Here is a 16,158-nt window from a genome sequence, read left to right on the forward strand (position 1 = left end):
ATTCTGGAAGGTATATGTCATAAAAAAGACAAACCCGAGAGTTTGCCTTTTCAATACTAGACTAAATTACCGTTCTTAGCCTCGCGCTGCTTTCAAGGCTGCATTGAAAGTAGCGCTAGGACGCATTACCGCCTTGCACTTCTCAGGGTCTGCTACATAGTAACCACCAATATCAGCATGCTTGCCTTGAACTGCCTTGAGTTCAGTTGTAATCTTCTGCTCATTTTCAATCAAAGATTTAGCTAAAGGTGCAAAGTAAGCCTGCAACTCTTTATCTTCGGTTTGAGCGGCCAAAGCCTCAGCCCAGTACATGGCCAAGTAGAACTGGCTGCCGCGGTTATCCAGCTCACCAGTACGTGGTGAAGGTGACTTATTGTTATCTAACAATTTGCCAGTCGCCTCATCCAAAGTGCGAGCCAAAATCTTGACTTTTTGGTTGCCGGTCTTATTGCCGATATCCTCCAGAGAAACAGCTAAAGCCAAGAACTCGCCAAGTGAATCCCAACGTAGGTGATTTTCTTCTACCAGCTGCTGCACATGCTTAGGAGCAGAACCACCGGCACCAGTTTCAAATAGACCGCCGCCAGCCATCAATGGAACGATAGAGAGCATCTTCGCACTAGTACCAAGTTCCATGATTGGGAATAAGTCAGTGAGATAATCACGCAAAATATTACCTGTCACAGAGATCGTATCTTTGCCGCGAATCACACGCTCTAAAGTGTAACGCATTGCGCGAGTCTGGGACATGATCTGAATATCCACACCTTCAAGATCGTAATCTTTGAGGTAGGTCTTCACCTTCTTAATCAATTCAGCTTCGTGTGGACGGTACTCATCAAGCCAAAATACCGCTGGCGTATTAGAGAGGCGCGCGCGATTGACGGCCAACTTCACCCAGTCACGAATTGGAGCATCTTTACATTGACACATACGCCAGATATCACCCTCTTCAACATTTTGCTCGAGTAACACCGTGCCATCATCCGCAACGATACGAGCTGCACCCGCCTCAGGAATCTCAAAAGTCTTATCATGTGAACCATACTCTTCAGCTTGTTGAGCCATCAAACCTACGTTAGGCACTGTACCCATCGTAGTTGGATCAAAATTGCCGTGAGTCTTACAGAAATTAATCATTTCTTGATAGATGCGAGCAAAAGTACTTTCTGGAATCACTGCTTTGGTGTCATGCAAACGACCATCTGCCCCCCACATCTTGCCGCCAACACGAATCATCGCTGGCATAGAAGCATCCACAATCACATCACTTGGTGAATGGAGATTGGTAATACCTTTGGCAGAGTCAACCATGGCCAATGCTGGGCGATGCTCATGGCAGGCATGTAAATCTTGAATGATTTCTTCGCGTTTAGATTCTGGCAAGGTCTTGATTTTTTCATACAGGCTACTCATACCGTTATTGGCGTTCACACCCAATTCTTTAAACAACTTTGCGTGCTTTTCAAAAGCGTCTTTGTAGAAAATCTTAACTGCGTGTCCAAATACAATGGGATGAGAAACCTTCATCATCGTAGCCTTAACGTGCAAGGACAACATCATGCCGGTTTTGTACGCGTCTTCGATTTCTTTTTCGTAGAACTCACAAAGTGCTTTTTTACTCATATACATGCTGTCGATAATTTCACCAGCTAGCAATGAGACCTTAGGCTTGAGGACAATCGTCTTGCCACTCTTAGTGACCAAGTCCATCTTCACATCGCAAGCCTTAGTCATCGTCATCGACTTTTCGCTAGAGTAGAAGTCGCCACCATGCATGTGAGATACGTGCGTGCGGGAAGCCTGGCTCCACTCACCCATAGAGTGTGGGTTTTTACGAGCGTAGCGCTTTACTGCAGGAGGGACTCGGCGGTCAGAGTTACCTTCGCGCAATACTGGGTTTACAGAACTACCTAAGCAATTGAAATAACGGGCACGAATAGATTTTTCTTCGTCTGTTTTTGGATCTTCAGGAAAATTCGGGATCTTATAGCCCTTAGTTTGCAATTCTTTAATGGCTGCAAGTAACTGTGGGACGGAGACACTGATGTTTGGCAATTTAATAATATTGGTGTCAGGCAACAAGGTCATCTTACCGAGTGCAGCCAAGTTATCGGGAACTTGTTGCTCTGGTGTGAGGCAATCAGAAAACTCAGCCAAGATACGTGCAGCAACAGAAATGTCACTCTTCACAATCTCTACGCCGGCAGGTGCCGTAAAAGTACGAATGATTGGCAGAAATGTGCAAGTCGCCAAAAGCGGCGCTTCATCTGTCAGCGTGTAAATAATCTTTGATTTCTCTGAAGCCATGAATGTTTCCTCAATATTGAAAAAATTACAGGGTCAGGTTTTTACCCTGTCGCTCTCAAATCCACATTTAGCAAGTCGCTTTTAGCGCACCAATTGCCTATGGCGAGACCACCATTTTAAATCATCGAGCTTGGCAAAAATGATGGTTTTGCACCTGAAAGACCCCAATAAAGGCCAATTTAAGGGAATCCACCAAGACAGCCGAACTCACAAATACACCGTAAACTGCAAGTCATGACTAGCAGACATCCTTTACTCAATAAAAATTTGGTTCTGCTAATCGTTTGCCAAGGTCTATTCCTAACCAATAACGTCACATTTATTGCTATTAATGGTTTGGTGGGTCTCAGCCTAGCACCGGCCAGCTGGATGGCCACCCTCCCCGTGATGGGCTATGTTGTTGGAGGTGCCTTTTCAACCTCGATTGTGGCTAAATCCCAAAACTATTTTGGACGCAAGATCTCTTTTCAGCTTGGCTTAGTCGTTGCAATGCTTTCTGCCCTCTTATGCGCATATGCTGCTGTGAGTCATAACTTTTGGCTTTTGATTGCAGGCACTTTCATTGCGGGCTATTACAGCGCCAATGGTCAGCTTTATCGCTTTGCTGCTGGGGAACTCACAGAGCTCAAGCAAAGCGATAAGGCCATATCTTGGGTTTTAGCTGGAGGCATCTTAGGAGCGGTAATTGGACCCAATCTGGCGTCCTGGACAAGAAATCTATTCGAAACCGCCTTTTTGGGGGCCTATCTCACCCTATCGATTGCCGCATTGATTGGTATCTTTGTGATGCAGTTCATCCACTTTCCCCGTGAGTCAAAAACGAAGCACTCGCTGACAGATGGGCGCCCTCTAAAGGAGATCCTGAAGCAGCCCGTATTCATGGTGGCGATTATTGGTGCCGCCTTGGGGTACGGGGTCATGAATCTTCTAATGGCCGCCACACCTCTAGCAATGCAGGTTTGTGGGCTACCATTTTCCGATACTGCCTTAGTGCTCGAATGGCATGTGATTGGGATGTTTGCCCCAGGATTTTTTACGGGATTATTGATTCAGAGGTTTGGCGCCTTGAAAATCATGTCCGTCGGAGTTTTGCTGAACTTCATGTGTATTGCAATCGCACTTACTGGTACTGATCTGCATCAATTCTTTATGGCCCTATTTTTACTCGGGGTCGGCTGGAACTTCTTGTTTACAGGAGCCACTTCATTAGCAATCACCGCCTATAACCCGAATGAGCGCGATAAAGCACAGGCTGCCATTAACTTTTTCGTCTTTGCAACGATGGCCTTTACCTCCTTTGGCTCAGGAGCACTAGTGACTACTCATGGTTGGAGCATCCTAAATTGGGGCTCACTCATTCCTGTAGCAATCAGTGGAATAGCCATTTTCTGGCTCGCACAGCAGCGCAAAAAGTCACGAATATAGAACTAAGAAGCTTTTGATAGCGGCAAGTTAAACAATATGTTTTGAGGCTTTAACTTCAGCTAGTTTTGATCATTCATGGCGATTGCCATATATACCGGCTTTCCGCTTTGCGATTGTGTCGCCGCCGCCTCATCAACAAAGTCTAAGCGAAATAAACAAATCACCTTTTCCAATTCTTCTTGCTCAACTAGCTCTTTATTGTATAGCTTATTCAGTATTTCAGTAGCAGCTGCATTAAGACCGACATGCCATGACCACTTAGGATCAGTAATTTGCTGCATTGGCGTAATGCGCACGACAACACCTAAAAAATGGTTTATCCATTTCTCTAAGATGCGACAAAAACGATTAATGAGCTCATGGCCAAAATTCAATTGCACAGCCAAATCAAAATCTTCGTTTCGATTCCAATACTCATTGGCATTGTCCTCATGAAGGACATCTAAATCAGCAGATCGCATCATCATAGGTTTACCCTTGAGCAAATCCATAATATTTCAGTATCCCCAGCTTGCACATTGCGCGCAACCACCTCATCATCTGCACCCATCACTATGCCATCTTCGATGACACTAATCTTCTGAGCTCTAAAAAAGCTCGCCCATATGGACATCTAAGGGATGTGCCTCATCCCCAAGGATATGCCTTACAAAAATTTGGGCTAACTAAGATACAAATAATGGCGGGACATCAACACCATCCCCTATAAACAGGCTCATGTAAAAAGCTTCCAATGAGCTCGCCGATAACAAGCGTGATCGATAACGCAACCAGACGCGGTAGTTCTCCTGAATGTCCTCGTCAGCCATAGTGACAATCTCACTCTCAGTCACATCAGATCGGGAATTTGTAGTTAGACGTTGGTGTAAGGTACGCTCCACCGGACAAGACTCAGGCACCAGCTTTAACTCGGGTCTTGACAAATAGGTTCGCAAAAAGTCGTCTGTCACCAACAATTGGTTGTCAGGACTTACATCCAGAGTGCTAAATCCAGAATTTACCCAATAATTTGTCATGTGCTTTAGCTTCAGTTAGATTGCCATCAGTGTTTCAGGGCTCAGAATATGCTAGCCTCTCAATTTGCGTGAAATAGGAAAACATCATGAGCGAACTTAAGAAAATCGATACCGTTGTAGGTGATGGCAAAGAAGCGGCAGCCGGAAATCATGTAGATGTCCATTACACACAGGGTGGCTCTATGACGAAAACGCTCCTAACCACAAAGGCCAGAAGTTTGACAGCTCATTAGATCGTGGCCAACTCTTTAGCTTCCCCTTAGGCGCTGGACATGTTATCAAGGGCTGGGACGAAGGCGTAGCTGGTATGAAGATTGGTGGGAAGCGTACGCTCATTATCCCCTCAGAAATGGGTTATGGTCCACGTGGAGCTAGAGGCGTAATTCCCCCTAATGCCACTCTAGTGTTTGATGTGGAGTTATACGGCGTTAACTAATCACGCTAGTGATGGCGGGGATACAAAAGCCACCCTTGGGTGGCTTTTTCAATTAGCTAAGTAAGCTCTGAACTAAATCTTAAGAACGCAAATCCTTGCCGTTCAATGTCAGACGATTAGTAGAACGGTTTTGACATAAGCCAATCAGACGATTTCTTTCAGCCATTACCTTATCGGAATAGCCGCCATCATCATCTGCATTCGCTGCGCCAACATAGTACTTCAAACCATTGCGCAAAGAACCGGCTGTGGCAATCAGGTATTTCAAGATATAAGCGCCAACACGAATATTCACTTCAGGCTTAGTAGCCTCAGTAGTTCCACCAAAGATTGCATATTTATCTTTATGCACAGAAGTCATCACTTGCATGAGTCCTTCAGCACCTGCATGGCTCTTGGTATTCGGATTGAAATTTGACTCTATCGCTATCACCGCCAATAAAAGCACTGGATCAATGTTGACTTCTTTAGCAATCAAGATAGTTTTAGAAACATATTCCTCTATCTTGGCGCGATCGAGGTTGTATTTTTTCTCGTAGAAATCAGCGACAGCGCGTTGATTTTGAATAGAGCCCATTAAATTACTATCCAAAGCTTGAGGATCTATCTTTGAAGTCGGGATGCGATCAGACAAATGCGAGATGGATTTAACCTGCAATTGCGCAACTGATGGCATTAACAAGGCAACCGTTTGCGGCTTAGCCCTCTCAAAGCCTGGGGCATTAGCGGGTTTAGACTTGTTGTAGATGACGGCAGCAATATTGTTGTCGGCAGTTTGGGCTACAACCGCTTCGTGTGCTTCTATAGTTTGATTGAGCATTCCAAAGCCATTACTCCAAACAATGTGACGCGCTTCATCAGGAACCAAAATGCGAGCAAGATCAAAAGCCCCAGCACCCGTACCATTGCCAGACAACCAAAGTCCAACCACCATGAAAACAGTAACAACAAGTAAGCCATTGATGACTCGATAAATCGGAGCCATAGCGTGAGAAAGCAGTTCTTTGGCTGTCAGCACATTCGGCTGGACGCCCTGCATTTCGTTCAAATTGTTAGATAGACATTTACTCATTCATTTTTTGCGAGACCACATATAACTAAAATTTAGATCTATATTGCATCGCAATATTTAAAAACATGGGTCATCCTAAGAAGTTTTTTATATCAAGTCAAGAATATAAGAATAAAAATCCATAACTTTTTAATCTATAAATTCGGGAGATCCCTAATATGGACATCCTGCTTGCTATATAGTTCAATTAAATCAATTACTTATAGAGGTTAAGAGCCACTAATTTCACTCTATAAAAAAATCCCTGAAACATGACTTTTTTACGATTTGAAATAAAAATTGCGTCTCAACAACCATACATCTAGTGTTTTGAAGAGCTTTAACTAGTAGTACCAGATATCTCCGACAAGTCCTACCCTAAAACCATGAGAATCCTTCGCAAACTCTTTGCTCTCGTAGCACTAACACTGTCTTTAAATGCATTTGCACTTTTTGATGACTGCAAAAATCTCTTTCCCAGCCAGACGATCCCTAGCAGTAGCCAAGCAGGTCGCGACCTTTGCTTTGATGGCTTCGCTGTCTTTTACTCCCCGAACGATAAGAAGCCAATATATACAGTTGAGAAGCTCAATAAAGATCAGCTTTCCGCCCCACACCCTCGCAGAAGCAATCAATTCTATGAAGAGGCCAGACTTCCTTTTTCGGAAAGATCTCTACTCTCCGATTACCGAGGAAGTGGCTATGACCGTGGCCACAATGCGCCCGCTGGAGACATGAGCAATGAACGCTCAATGGCTCAATCATTCTCTTTGGCCAATATGATGCCTCAGGCAAGACAAAACAATCAGGGTATCTGGGCGAAGAATGTAGAAAAACCAACGCGGGCATATGTCAAAAGAGCAACCGGTGATGTTTATGTCTTTACTGGATCAAGCGGAAAAAGTGGCAGCATAGGCAGAGGTCAAGTCACCATTCCAAGCCACCTATATAAGCTGGTGTACGACCCCATCAAGAATCATGCTTGGGCGTATTGGATAGAAAATACGAATGAAGCAAGGATGTCGCCACCGATTTCCTACGCTAAATTAGTCCAAAAAACAGGGATCGACTTCCACCTGCTAGTTGGCGAAGAAGCGAATGTAGCGCTCAACAAAACATTAGAACCCCCAAAATCAAAGGAGCCAAGGACTCTGATAGGAGGTTGGTACCCAGTATTTTTTGATGAGCATTCCACTAATAAGCTCAATAGCGTCATCAGTAACATCAAAGTAGGCAAAGTCGAAAGTATTCAGGTTCAATACGACCGTAATGAAAATTTGGCAAAACAGATTGCGTCACAAATTGAATCTCAAACCAAACTTCAGGCAAACCTCTTGCAAAGTAGCCCGCCAGAATCTACAACGGTAAGCTACGAACACAATCGAGTTACTCTCATCGTTCGCTCAAAGTAATTTAGATTTCGCTTGCAATCCATGAGCATGCTGTATCGGTGCCAATAGGCCACGCAAGCTATTGTGATCAAGGGTATGCATTAGCTCCAGTAATTGGCCGAGCTCACCCTTTGGAAAACCTTCGCGAGCAAACCAAGCCAAGTAATTTCCCGGTAAGTCCGCTAATGCACGTCCTGCGTGCTTCCCGAAGAGCATTTTCATTAAGACTAGTTTTTCTAAAGATTCGGGGTCTATTTAGAAATCTTACAAGTAAAAAATAAAAGGCCTACCAATTTCGCCATTATTTAAGTAATGGTCATTTTCTTCAATTGAGAATCATTCTCATTTGATGTTATATTGAGAATCGTTCTCAATTAGAGATTTTTTCAATCCATTTTAAATGACTATGAAATTGACTATTAAAAGACTTGTAGCCTTTAGCATCTTTCTTGTTACCGCCCTTCATCTCTCTTTTGCACATGCTGGAGAAGGGGTGTTTGGCTGGATCTATACCCTCGACTTACAACCCAAAGGTAAGCTTGAATTTGAGCAACGCCTACAACTGAACCAAATCCAGGCGTCAGGATCATATGACGCATGGACGGCACGAACTGAGCTCGAATATGGATTGACCAATGATTTACAAATTGCTGGATACATCAACTCTTACTACACCAGCGCAAATCAAAATTACACCAACCAAGAGGCATGTGGCGATGCTCCTACCTGTACAGGTGGCTATGGAGTCCCCTCTTCTCATGATCCCGCTACAGCCTATAAAAGGGGTGGGATCGAGGGTGGATCACTAGAAGCAATCTATCGCATCACTAACCCGGTGACTTCACCAGTTGGAGTAGGGCTCTATCTTGAGCCTACCTGGGGAAGAAATAAGGATGAGCTTGAGGCTATACTGCAGTCAAACTTTATTGATGATCGACTCATTTTGGCGGGTAACGTTGTGGCCGCCAATGAGCGTTTGAAGTTTATTGAAAACGACAATGTACCTGAATCGATGCTGGATTTTCTAGTAGGCGCAAGTTATCGATTTGCTCCCAAATGGTCTGCTGGGGTGGAGGCTCGATTTCATAACGACTATTCCGAGTTGAATTTACGCAATCAGGTTCAACGAGCTACCTTTGTAGGCCTCAATATCCACTACGCTGCAAAAAATTGGTGGGTAACTGGTGCTTGACGCTACCAACTTGCCGGTGGAACCTGTATGGACGGAGGTGAAGCAGAGTGCTCGAACACGCGTGTATGGGATAGTCACTCGGTGAATGAATTTATTGTCAAAGTTGGCTGCCCCTTAAATTAATTGGAGAGTAATTAATTGGAGAGCAACTATGGAAATTCAAAATTTATTAGTTGGTGCCCTATATTTGGTGAAGTTTCAATCCACGCAATGTCCATCAGCAAGAGGAAGAGCATTGCTGATGTTTGATGTATTAGCTGAACAACAAGACTTGGATCCCAATATTCAAAATTTGCTATGAGGCGAATGACTTACTCGCCACCTAATACACTCGCCACATCAATTGATACTCATTACTTTATTTTAAAAATATGAACTGGAAACCCAATCCACTCGCCATTCTTGGTCTGGCAATGATGAGCGCGCCCATCATTGCTCAAGCAAAAATTTATGTTTCAGCGGAACAGGCCCAAAAAATTCTTTTCCCAAATAAGACCCTAAGCAAGAATCCCATCATCATTACAGAAGATCTACAAGACAAAATGCGAGCTGCATCCAGTATTCGCCATGCATTTCAAGGTGAACGCATCTGGAAAACATCGGATGGTAGCTGGCTCGTCATTGACGAAGTCATTGGCAAGCATGAAATGGTTACTTATGCAGTAGCTCTCAGCCCAACTGGCGCCATCTTAGGAATTGAAATTCTGGAATACGTCGAATCTTATGGGTACGAGGTCGCAGAACCGCAGTGGCGTAGGCAATTTATTGGCAAAACAGTCAGCAACCCCATTAAGCTCAATCAGGATATTCAAAATATTGGTGGGGCAACACTCTCCTGCAAGCACATTACTGATGGCGTGAAACGTGTAACAGTCCTATATGACTTGGCGCTAAAAAATATGTCTACCAAATTCATCGGCGGGAAATAAGTTTTATATGGTTCGTTGCAAGCCATTGCTTGACACCTACGTAGAGGTATCGATTGATGAATCCGATAGACAGATGGCGGTTGATAACGCCTTTAGGGCTATTCAGATTGTTCATGAGCTCATGGGGTTTCGTAACCCACAGAGCGAATTGAGCCGAATCAATCGCCAGGCTCATATTGAGGCAATAGAAATTCATGCCTGGACTGTGCAAGTTCTAAAGATTGCTAAAAAAATCCACCAGAAATCTCAAGGACTCTTTGATTGCGACATCGGACATCGCTTAGTTGCAGCAGGCCTATTGCCAAGTCATATCACTTTCCAAAATCATCATTTAGGTGGCATTGCAGATATCCAATTTTTAGCGCCTGATCTGATAAGGTCTTTGCGTCCAGTCTGCTTAGACCTTGGTGGAATTGCCAAGGGCTTTGCAGTAGATATGGCCGTCAGAGTGCTGATATCAGAGGGTGTTCAGTCAGGCATAGTCAATGCAGGTGGAGATCTACGAGTATTTGGCAATACTTCTCGACCCATTCAGATTCGTAACCCCTTCTTACCAAATACAACGCTTGAAATTGGTTCGTTGAAAAATGGTGCAATTGCAACTAGCAGTCTTTACTTTGCAAAAAGAGATCGATTGCAAAGCCACATCATTAACCCCTTTGCGCAAGACGCCACCGGGATACACGTTGATGTGAATGGTTCCTTTTCCATTCTTGCAAAAGAATGCGTCTATGCTGATGCACTTACTAAGGTTTTGGCTCTATCCAACAATGCGCATCACCCTTGCTTCAAATACTTCTCAGCGCAAGCGTTAAGGATTACTGCGTGAGCCGACTTGGAAAAATGTCCAACTGGCAAAAATCCTTCGTAATATGCGGCATGCTTACCTGCTCCATTGCTGGGCTACTCTATCTACTAGGGCATCAATTTCATATTCAACGAGCTATTCTTGGTAAGCATCACATTTTGGTTGCACATGGTGTTGCAGTAATGCTTGCCTCCCTAGCACTCGGTTCGGTCCTGACTTTTCATATCAAAGCAGGATATCAGTCAAAGCGCCGGTGGATCAGCGGCTTTAGTCAGCTAAGCTTTTTAGCTGTGTTGCTCATTTCAGGCACCCTACTTTACTATGGCCCTGAAGAAATACGCGATTGCGTCATAGACACACACTGGATTGCAGGTTTAATTTTCTTCGTTATATTTTTAATTCATGTAATGAAAAATGATGAAACTAGTCTTCCCCTAAGGAGAGGTCAAAGAACTTATTAAATCCGTCTTAATATAAAATAAATAATGGATTTTTCATTATTGCTGAGCCCTTCTTTAGGACTAATGGTGGGCCTAGTAATGGGGCTCACTGGCGCTGGCGGCGGAATTCTTTCTGTGCTGCTCTAGTATTTGCTCTTCATTTGAATGTTGCAGAAGCTGCCCCCATCTCTCTTGCAGCAATTACCCTAGCATCAGGAGTGGGTGCATTGCTAGGGTTAAAGAATAAGATTCTTCGCTATAAAGCAGCTGTACTCATGGCGATATTTGGGCTGGTACTCTCGCCAATTGGGCTTATGGGTATCGCAATGTATTCCAAATGCGCCTCTATTGATTCTCTTTAGCCTCACCCTCTTTTATGTGTCTATTCGCTTATATCGACAAGCGTACAAGGAATTGCGCGGCATATCCGATTTTGAAGATATGCCCCCACCACCGTGTTTGCTAGATGCTTCTAGAGATAAGCTCACCTGGAATATCCCCTGTGCCAGAGCGCTTATGCTCTCCGGCGGATTAGCGGGTTTTCTTTCTGGACTCCTGGGGGTAGGGTGGAGGTTTTGTGATCGTGCCAGCACTGAAGCGCTACACCGATTTACCGGTGAGCTCTATTATTGCCACCTCTCTAGGCGTTCTAACCATTATTGCCGGTGGAGGCACTATTTTTTCTGCCATCTCAGGAAATCTGAATATCGCTATTGCAGCACCTTACGCAATAGGATTCTTATTTGGCTTAATCATAGGAAGAGGCTTAGGTAAAAGATTAAGTGGGCCAAGATTGCAACAAATTTTCTCGGTACTGACATTTAGCGTTGCCATCAGCTTGATCATTAAAGGATTTAATAACTTATGAAAAAGCCTTTAGCATCATTGGTCTATATTCTTATATTCAGTTTTTTAGGAGTTCTGCTGATGTCTATTACCAAGCCAAATACTTTTCTCTCTAGCTCTGTCAGCGCTATCTCAGGAACGGTCAGCAATTTCAATAATGAAATTCTGGAATACGTCAATCCAGAAAAGCCAACCCACGATCATTCATCGGTATATTACAAACGCTTTTTCATCTCAAAATTTAATTTAGAGAATAAAGTCATTGAGGCGAAGTTTTCATCCCCCATGAAGATTGCCGAAGGGGACCAGATCACGGTATCGGGATATCAAAAGGACAACGCTTTTCAGGTTCTAGCCTACAGCAACCAAACACAAGACGTCATCAACAATGAAAGCTGGATCGTTCTGTGTTTTGGCGCCCTCTTTTTCTTTGCAGTAGCAATTGGCTTACTCAATAGCGAACTGGTGCTTGAGGGTGCAATCATTCCAAAACTCTTTTTATTTGGATTCACCCTAGTTGCGCTGTATATGGGTTACCGTGCGTTACTGATTCGTGAGGCAATCAAACTCCTGTCTAGTTAGCCTGCATCGTAATCAAAGTCCCATATATGCAAAAAGCCCTTATTTCTTAGGGCTTTTTTATTACCTACCGCTCAGATCACTAATTAGTGACCAGTAGCACCACCCAAATATGCTGCTTTCACAGCAGGGTCGTGCATCAACTTATCCGCAGGTCCATGAGTAGCAATCTTGCCGTTCTCAAGCACATAGCCGTAATCCGCCACATTTAACGCCGCAGCAGCAAACTGCTCAACCAACAACATAGTTACACCTTGCGACTTCAAATTGGAAATAATCTTAAATACTTCCTCCACCAAGATTGGTGCGAGACCCATTGATGGCTCATCCAAGAGAATAATCTCTGGATTTAACATCACAGCACGGGCCATTGCCAACATTTGCTGCTCACCACCAGATAGCGTTCCAGCTAATTGATTGCGACGCTCTTTAAGACGCAGGAACATTTCTAAAGACTTTTCCAAGTCATTCTTGTGATGTCGCCCTTAGAGCGACTTCCCGTAAAACGCGGAAACGCGCCCAAGAGTAAATTGTCGGTCACAGACATCGTCGTAAATACGCGGCGACCTTCTGGACTATGCGCTAAACCCAAGCGAGCGATTTTATGAGAGTCGTAACCATCAATTTTTTCGCCACCTAGAGTGACTTCACCCGCAGTGGGCTTGATCATGCCAGTGATGGCACGCATAGTAGTCGTTTTGCCTGCACCGTTTGTGAGCACCAATCAAGGTAATGACTTGACCCTTAGGAACATCAATATTGATGCCGTGGAGGACTTTTACCTTACCGTAGCCTGCTTCAAAATTCTTAATAGATAACATGGTATTTACCGATTCAATATGTTCTAGTGATTAAGTACCCAAGTAGGCATGAATCACCTTCTCGTCTGCCTGAACTTCAGCTGGTTTACCTTCTGCAATCTTTTGATCGAAGTCCAATACAGAAACGGTATCGCAAACTGACATCACCACATCCATATGGTGTTCAATCAGGATGAAAGTAATACCGCTATCGCGGATCTTACGAATGATGCGCAAAAGCTCTTTGATATCGGGCGCCGTTAAACCTGCAGCCGGCTCGTCCAATAAGAGCAACTCGGGATCCAATGCCAAGGCACGTGCAATCTCGAGCAAACGTTGCTTATCATATGGCAAATTACGCGCTTCTTCATTAGCCAAATCATCCAAACCCACGAATTTGAGAAGCGCCAAAGCACGCGCATACGCATGCGCATCAGCCTCTTCCTTCTTATAGCGTGGAAGATGCAAAGCAATCTCCAACATATTGGATTTGAAGGTGTGATGCAAACCAACTAAAATATTTTGGATGGCGGTCATTTCGCCGAAAAGTTGTACGTTTTGGAAGGTACGCGCAATGCCAGACAAAGCAATGTCAGAAGACGTCTTGCCAACAACACTTTCGCCAGAATACAAAACGTTACCAGCAGTTGGCACATAGATACCTGTCAAGACGTTCATCATGGTGCTCTTACCGGAACCGTTAGGACCGATCAAGCCATGAATCGTGCCACGCTTAATGCTGAGATCAACGTTGTTCAAGGCTTTCAAACCACCGAACTGCATTAATACGGAATCAACTTTTAAGAGTTCTTCGCCAGTATTTTGATTGGCAACGGTGCTGATGAAGCTGATCGAGCTATCCACTTCCTCATGCTCGCCACCACGGGTTGTTTTAGCTTTTCGCAAAACCAACAATACCGTTTTGCAAGTAATAAACCACCAGCAAAATCATGAAGCTAAAAATACTGAGGCGCCAGTCGGGAGACAGTGTTCAACCAGAATGAAAATGCTGCTAAACCAACTACGCTAGCAATAGGGATTGCCACACGTCTTGGGGTGGTAATTTTCTTGGAAAGGGCTAGAGCGGCACCAGCCACCACAACGATTGCAATAATCGAAGCCACGATTCGGAACAGGTTGATATCGTCCAAAAGCTTTGGTAACAACACGATAATGGCCGCACCAATCACTGCGCCCAGACGTGACTTGCGGACCTATAATGATGCCGAGCAAGAAGAGCACAGCTAATTCATTGTTATAGGTGTTTGGTGAAATATATTGCTCTGAGTATGCATATAAGCAACCCGCTAAACCAGCAAAACCAGCACTGATCACGAATGCAATGACCTTAAAGCAATAAACAGAGACTCCCATACAGTCACAAGCAATTGGGCTATCACGCAACGCTTCGAACGCACGACCAATTTGTGACTTCACAAAACGATCAACAACAATCAAAGAAAGAATCAAGATGATGCATACCATCCAGAAATACTCTGCCTTAGTCATTGGCACGCCCATAAGGTCTGACTTTGGAATCTTAATACCCAAGGACCTTCGGTCATCCAAGTCATCTCATTAATCAGAATCTGTGCATCGTTCCAAAAGCCAAGGTCACCATCGCCAAATAAGGACCGATAACCTTTAGAGCAGGCAAGGCCAAGATGCCACCGAAGATAAAGATCACGATGATGGATGCAGGAATGGTTCCCCAGATAGTCCATCCGAAATGGAAATACAAAACACCGGCTGTGTAGGAACCAATTCCGAAAAGAGCGGCATGGCCTAAAGAAACCTGACCAACATAACCCACCACGATATCCAAACCACATAACAAGATGGTGTAGATCAGAATCGTTTCAACTAAGTGAATGTAATACGGGTTATGAATAAACAACGGCAGGCAAAAAAGCGCCGCTATAGCAATTAATATAGGTAATAGAGACTTCAATTTCATCATTAAACTTTCTTAATTGCAGATTTGCCAAAGAGACCAGAGGGTTTGTATGCCAATACGAACAATAACAAAATTAAACCTGGCACATCTTTGTAACCAGTCGAGATATAGAAACCGGTAGCAGTTTCGACAATACCCAGGATCAAATCACCCACAATAATTCCAAGATCGCTAGAAAGGCCGCCAATAATCGCTACAGCAAAGGCTTTCAAGCCCAGTGCGCCACCCATCGTTGCACCAGTCAAAGCCAAAGGCGCAATGAGAACTCCCGCAAATGCAGCCGTTAAAGAGGAAAGTGCATAAGAGAAAGTAATTACTACGCTGGTATTAATACCCATCAAACCGGCAGCATCGCGATCATTTGCAGTAGCAACCACTGCTTTGCCGTAAATTGTTTTACGGTTGAAAAATTCCACCAATAACATCATGACTAATGCACCAACAACCACCAAGATTTCCATTGGCAGGATATTCGCGCCCAAGAAATTCATTAGTTCCATTGGTAATGGAGATGGGAATGGCAAAGCATCACGTCCCCAGATGTTTTCAGCTACGTTCTTAAAGATAATGCCGAGAGCGATCGTAGATATAACCCAACCGAACTCAGATTTAATTTTGATTGCAGGACGCACGCCAATGAGCTCGACGAAACTTCCTTGCAACATACCGAACAAACAAACTACAGGAATCATTACTCAATAGTTCATACCAAAGATATCCACGCAGGTCAGACCGACCAACGCGCCTAACATGAGGGCCCTCACCTTGACCGAAGTTTAATGTGCCAGATGTAGCAAATGTGAGCTGAAAGCCGAAAGCGATGACCGCGTAGATCATCCCCTCCCCACCGCTATGCCGCTTGAGAGGATTTGTGCAAACATGTCCATGTTATTGGCCTAATTATTCTTAAAACTGTTTTATTAACGAATCCAACATTGTAAGCAAAATGCCGCTTTTTGGGCGGCGCTTTGTTTTTTC

Annotated in this window: 15 protein-coding genes and 4 pseudogenes; 11 read left to right on the forward strand and 8 right to left on the reverse strand. The window is 44.1% G+C overall.

The annotated features are described in order from the left end of the window. Positions 1-75: 75 nt before the first annotated feature. The gene (locus DXE37_RS08945; RefSeq protein WP_114637244.1) at positions 76-2,310 is read right to left on the reverse strand and encodes an NADP-dependent isocitrate dehydrogenase; all 2,235 of its coding nucleotides are present in this window, start codon (positions 2,308-2,310) and stop codon (positions 76-78) included. A gap of 234 nt (positions 2,311-2,544) precedes the next feature. Here DXE37_RS08945 and DXE37_RS08950 point away from each other — a divergent pair, with 234 nt between their 5' ends. Then, positions 2,545-3,735: an MFS transporter gene (locus tag DXE37_RS08950; RefSeq protein ID WP_114637245.1), complete on the forward strand. Its 1,191-nt coding sequence runs from the start codon at positions 2,545-2,547 to the stop codon at positions 3,733-3,735. A gap of 59 nt (positions 3,736-3,794) precedes the next feature. On the opposite strand, the gene DXE37_RS08955 is transcribed toward DXE37_RS08950, so the two are convergent. Both DXE37_RS08955 and DXE37_RS08960 read right to left on the reverse strand, forming a co-directional pair. Then, positions 3,795-4,202 carry a DUF6352 family protein gene (locus DXE37_RS08955; protein WP_114637246.1) on the reverse strand — a complete coding sequence of 136 codons (408 nt, stop codon included), beginning with the start codon at positions 4,200-4,202 and terminating at the stop codon, positions 3,795-3,797. Positions 4,203-4,400: 198 nt separating this feature from the next. Beyond that, positions 4,401-4,751: a DUF6352 family protein gene (locus tag DXE37_RS08960; RefSeq protein ID WP_114637247.1), complete on the reverse strand. Its 351-nt coding sequence runs from the start codon at positions 4,749-4,751 to the stop codon at positions 4,401-4,403. Positions 4,752-4,837: 86 nt separating this feature from the next. Between DXE37_RS08960 and DXE37_RS08965 the strand changes: the two are divergent. Further along, a pseudogene (locus DXE37_RS08965) lies at positions 4,838-5,187 on the forward strand (FKBP-type peptidyl-prolyl cis-trans isomerase). 79 nt (positions 5,188-5,266) lie between these two features. Here the strand turns inward: DXE37_RS08965 and DXE37_RS08970 are convergent. Continuing rightward, positions 5,267-6,259 carry a lytic transglycosylase domain-containing protein gene (locus DXE37_RS08970; protein WP_114637248.1) on the reverse strand — a complete coding sequence of 331 codons (993 nt, stop codon included), beginning with the start codon at positions 6,257-6,259 and terminating at the stop codon, positions 5,267-5,269. A 365-nt stretch (positions 6,260-6,624) separates the two neighbouring features. Here DXE37_RS08970 and DXE37_RS08975 point away from each other — a divergent pair, with 365 nt between their 5' ends. Then, positions 6,625-7,650: a DNA/RNA non-specific endonuclease gene (locus DXE37_RS08975; RefSeq protein ID WP_114637249.1), complete on the forward strand. Its 1,026-nt coding sequence runs from the start codon at positions 6,625-6,627 to the stop codon at positions 7,648-7,650. On the opposite strand, the gene DXE37_RS08980 is transcribed toward DXE37_RS08975, so the two are convergent. After that, positions 7,642-7,884: a DUF3820 family protein gene (locus DXE37_RS08980; RefSeq protein WP_114637250.1), complete on the reverse strand. Its 243-nt coding sequence runs from the start codon at positions 7,882-7,884 to the stop codon at positions 7,642-7,644. The genes DXE37_RS08975 and DXE37_RS08980 overlap by 9 nt on opposite strands. A gap of 151 nt (positions 7,885-8,035) precedes the next feature. Between DXE37_RS08980 and DXE37_RS08985 the strand changes: the two genes are divergently transcribed. The 8 genes from DXE37_RS08985 to DXE37_RS09010 all read left to right on the forward strand — a co-directional run bounded on the left by DXE37_RS08985 (position 8,036) and on the right by DXE37_RS09010 (position 12,426). Further along, positions 8,036-8,821, forward strand: a complete 786-nt coding sequence (locus tag DXE37_RS08985) for a DUF6662 family protein (RefSeq protein ID WP_231971295.1) — start codon at positions 8,036-8,038, stop codon at positions 8,819-8,821. 151 nt (positions 8,822-8,972) lie between these two features. Further along, complete coding sequence (locus DXE37_RS10885) at positions 8,973-9,122, forward strand: hypothetical protein (protein WP_162786249.1); 150 nt, start codon at positions 8,973-8,975, stop codon at positions 9,120-9,122. A 70-nt stretch (positions 9,123-9,192) separates the two neighbouring features. Beyond that, positions 9,193-9,750, forward strand: coding sequence for an FMN-binding protein (locus DXE37_RS08990; RefSeq protein ID WP_114637251.1), 558 nt, complete (start codon positions 9,193-9,195; stop codon positions 9,748-9,750). A gap of 7 nt (positions 9,751-9,757) precedes the next feature. Then, entirely contained in the window at positions 9,758-10,579 is an 822-nt protein-coding gene (locus tag DXE37_RS08995; RefSeq protein WP_114637252.1) for an FAD:protein FMN transferase, read from the forward strand. Next, the gene (locus tag DXE37_RS09000) at positions 10,576-11,019 is read left to right on the forward strand and encodes a hypothetical protein (protein ID WP_197713192.1); all 444 of its coding nucleotides are present in this window, start codon (positions 10,576-10,578) and stop codon (positions 11,017-11,019) included. The genes DXE37_RS08995 and DXE37_RS09000 overlap by 4 nt, the downstream gene beginning before the upstream one ends. 140 nt (positions 11,020-11,159) lie before the next feature. Further along, complete coding sequence (locus tag DXE37_RS13000; RefSeq protein WP_231971296.1) at positions 11,160-11,360, forward strand: hypothetical protein; 201 nt, start codon at positions 11,160-11,162, stop codon at positions 11,358-11,360. A 221-nt stretch (positions 11,361-11,581) separates the two neighbouring features. Beyond that, a complete protein-coding gene (locus DXE37_RS13005) occupies positions 11,582-11,866 on the forward strand; it encodes a sulfite exporter TauE/SafE family protein (protein ID WP_231971297.1) in 285 nt (94 codons plus the stop codon). 59 nt (positions 11,867-11,925) lie between these two features. Next, entirely contained in the window at positions 11,926-12,426 is a 501-nt protein-coding gene (locus tag DXE37_RS09010) for a hypothetical protein (RefSeq protein WP_114637584.1), read from the forward strand. 83 nt (positions 12,427-12,509) lie between these two features. Here the strand turns inward: DXE37_RS09010 and DXE37_RS09015 are convergent. From DXE37_RS09015 to DXE37_RS09025, 3 pseudogenes are all read right to left on the reverse strand, one after another. Continuing rightward, positions 12,510-13,244, reverse strand: a pseudogene (locus tag DXE37_RS09015) (ABC transporter ATP-binding protein). 30 nt (positions 13,245-13,274) lie between these two features. Continuing rightward, positions 13,275-15,180 (reverse strand): annotated as a pseudogene (locus DXE37_RS09020) (branched-chain amino acid ABC transporter ATP-binding protein/permease). A gap of 2 nt (positions 15,181-15,182) precedes the next feature. Then, positions 15,183-16,067 (reverse strand): annotated as a pseudogene (locus tag DXE37_RS09025) (branched-chain amino acid ABC transporter permease). Positions 16,068-16,158: the final 91 nt, after the last annotated feature.

It is taken from the genome of Polynucleobacter necessarius (genome assembly GCF_900095205.1).
GTDB classification, from domain to species: domain Bacteria; phylum Pseudomonadota; class Gammaproteobacteria; order Burkholderiales; family Burkholderiaceae; genus Polynucleobacter; species Polynucleobacter necessarius_E.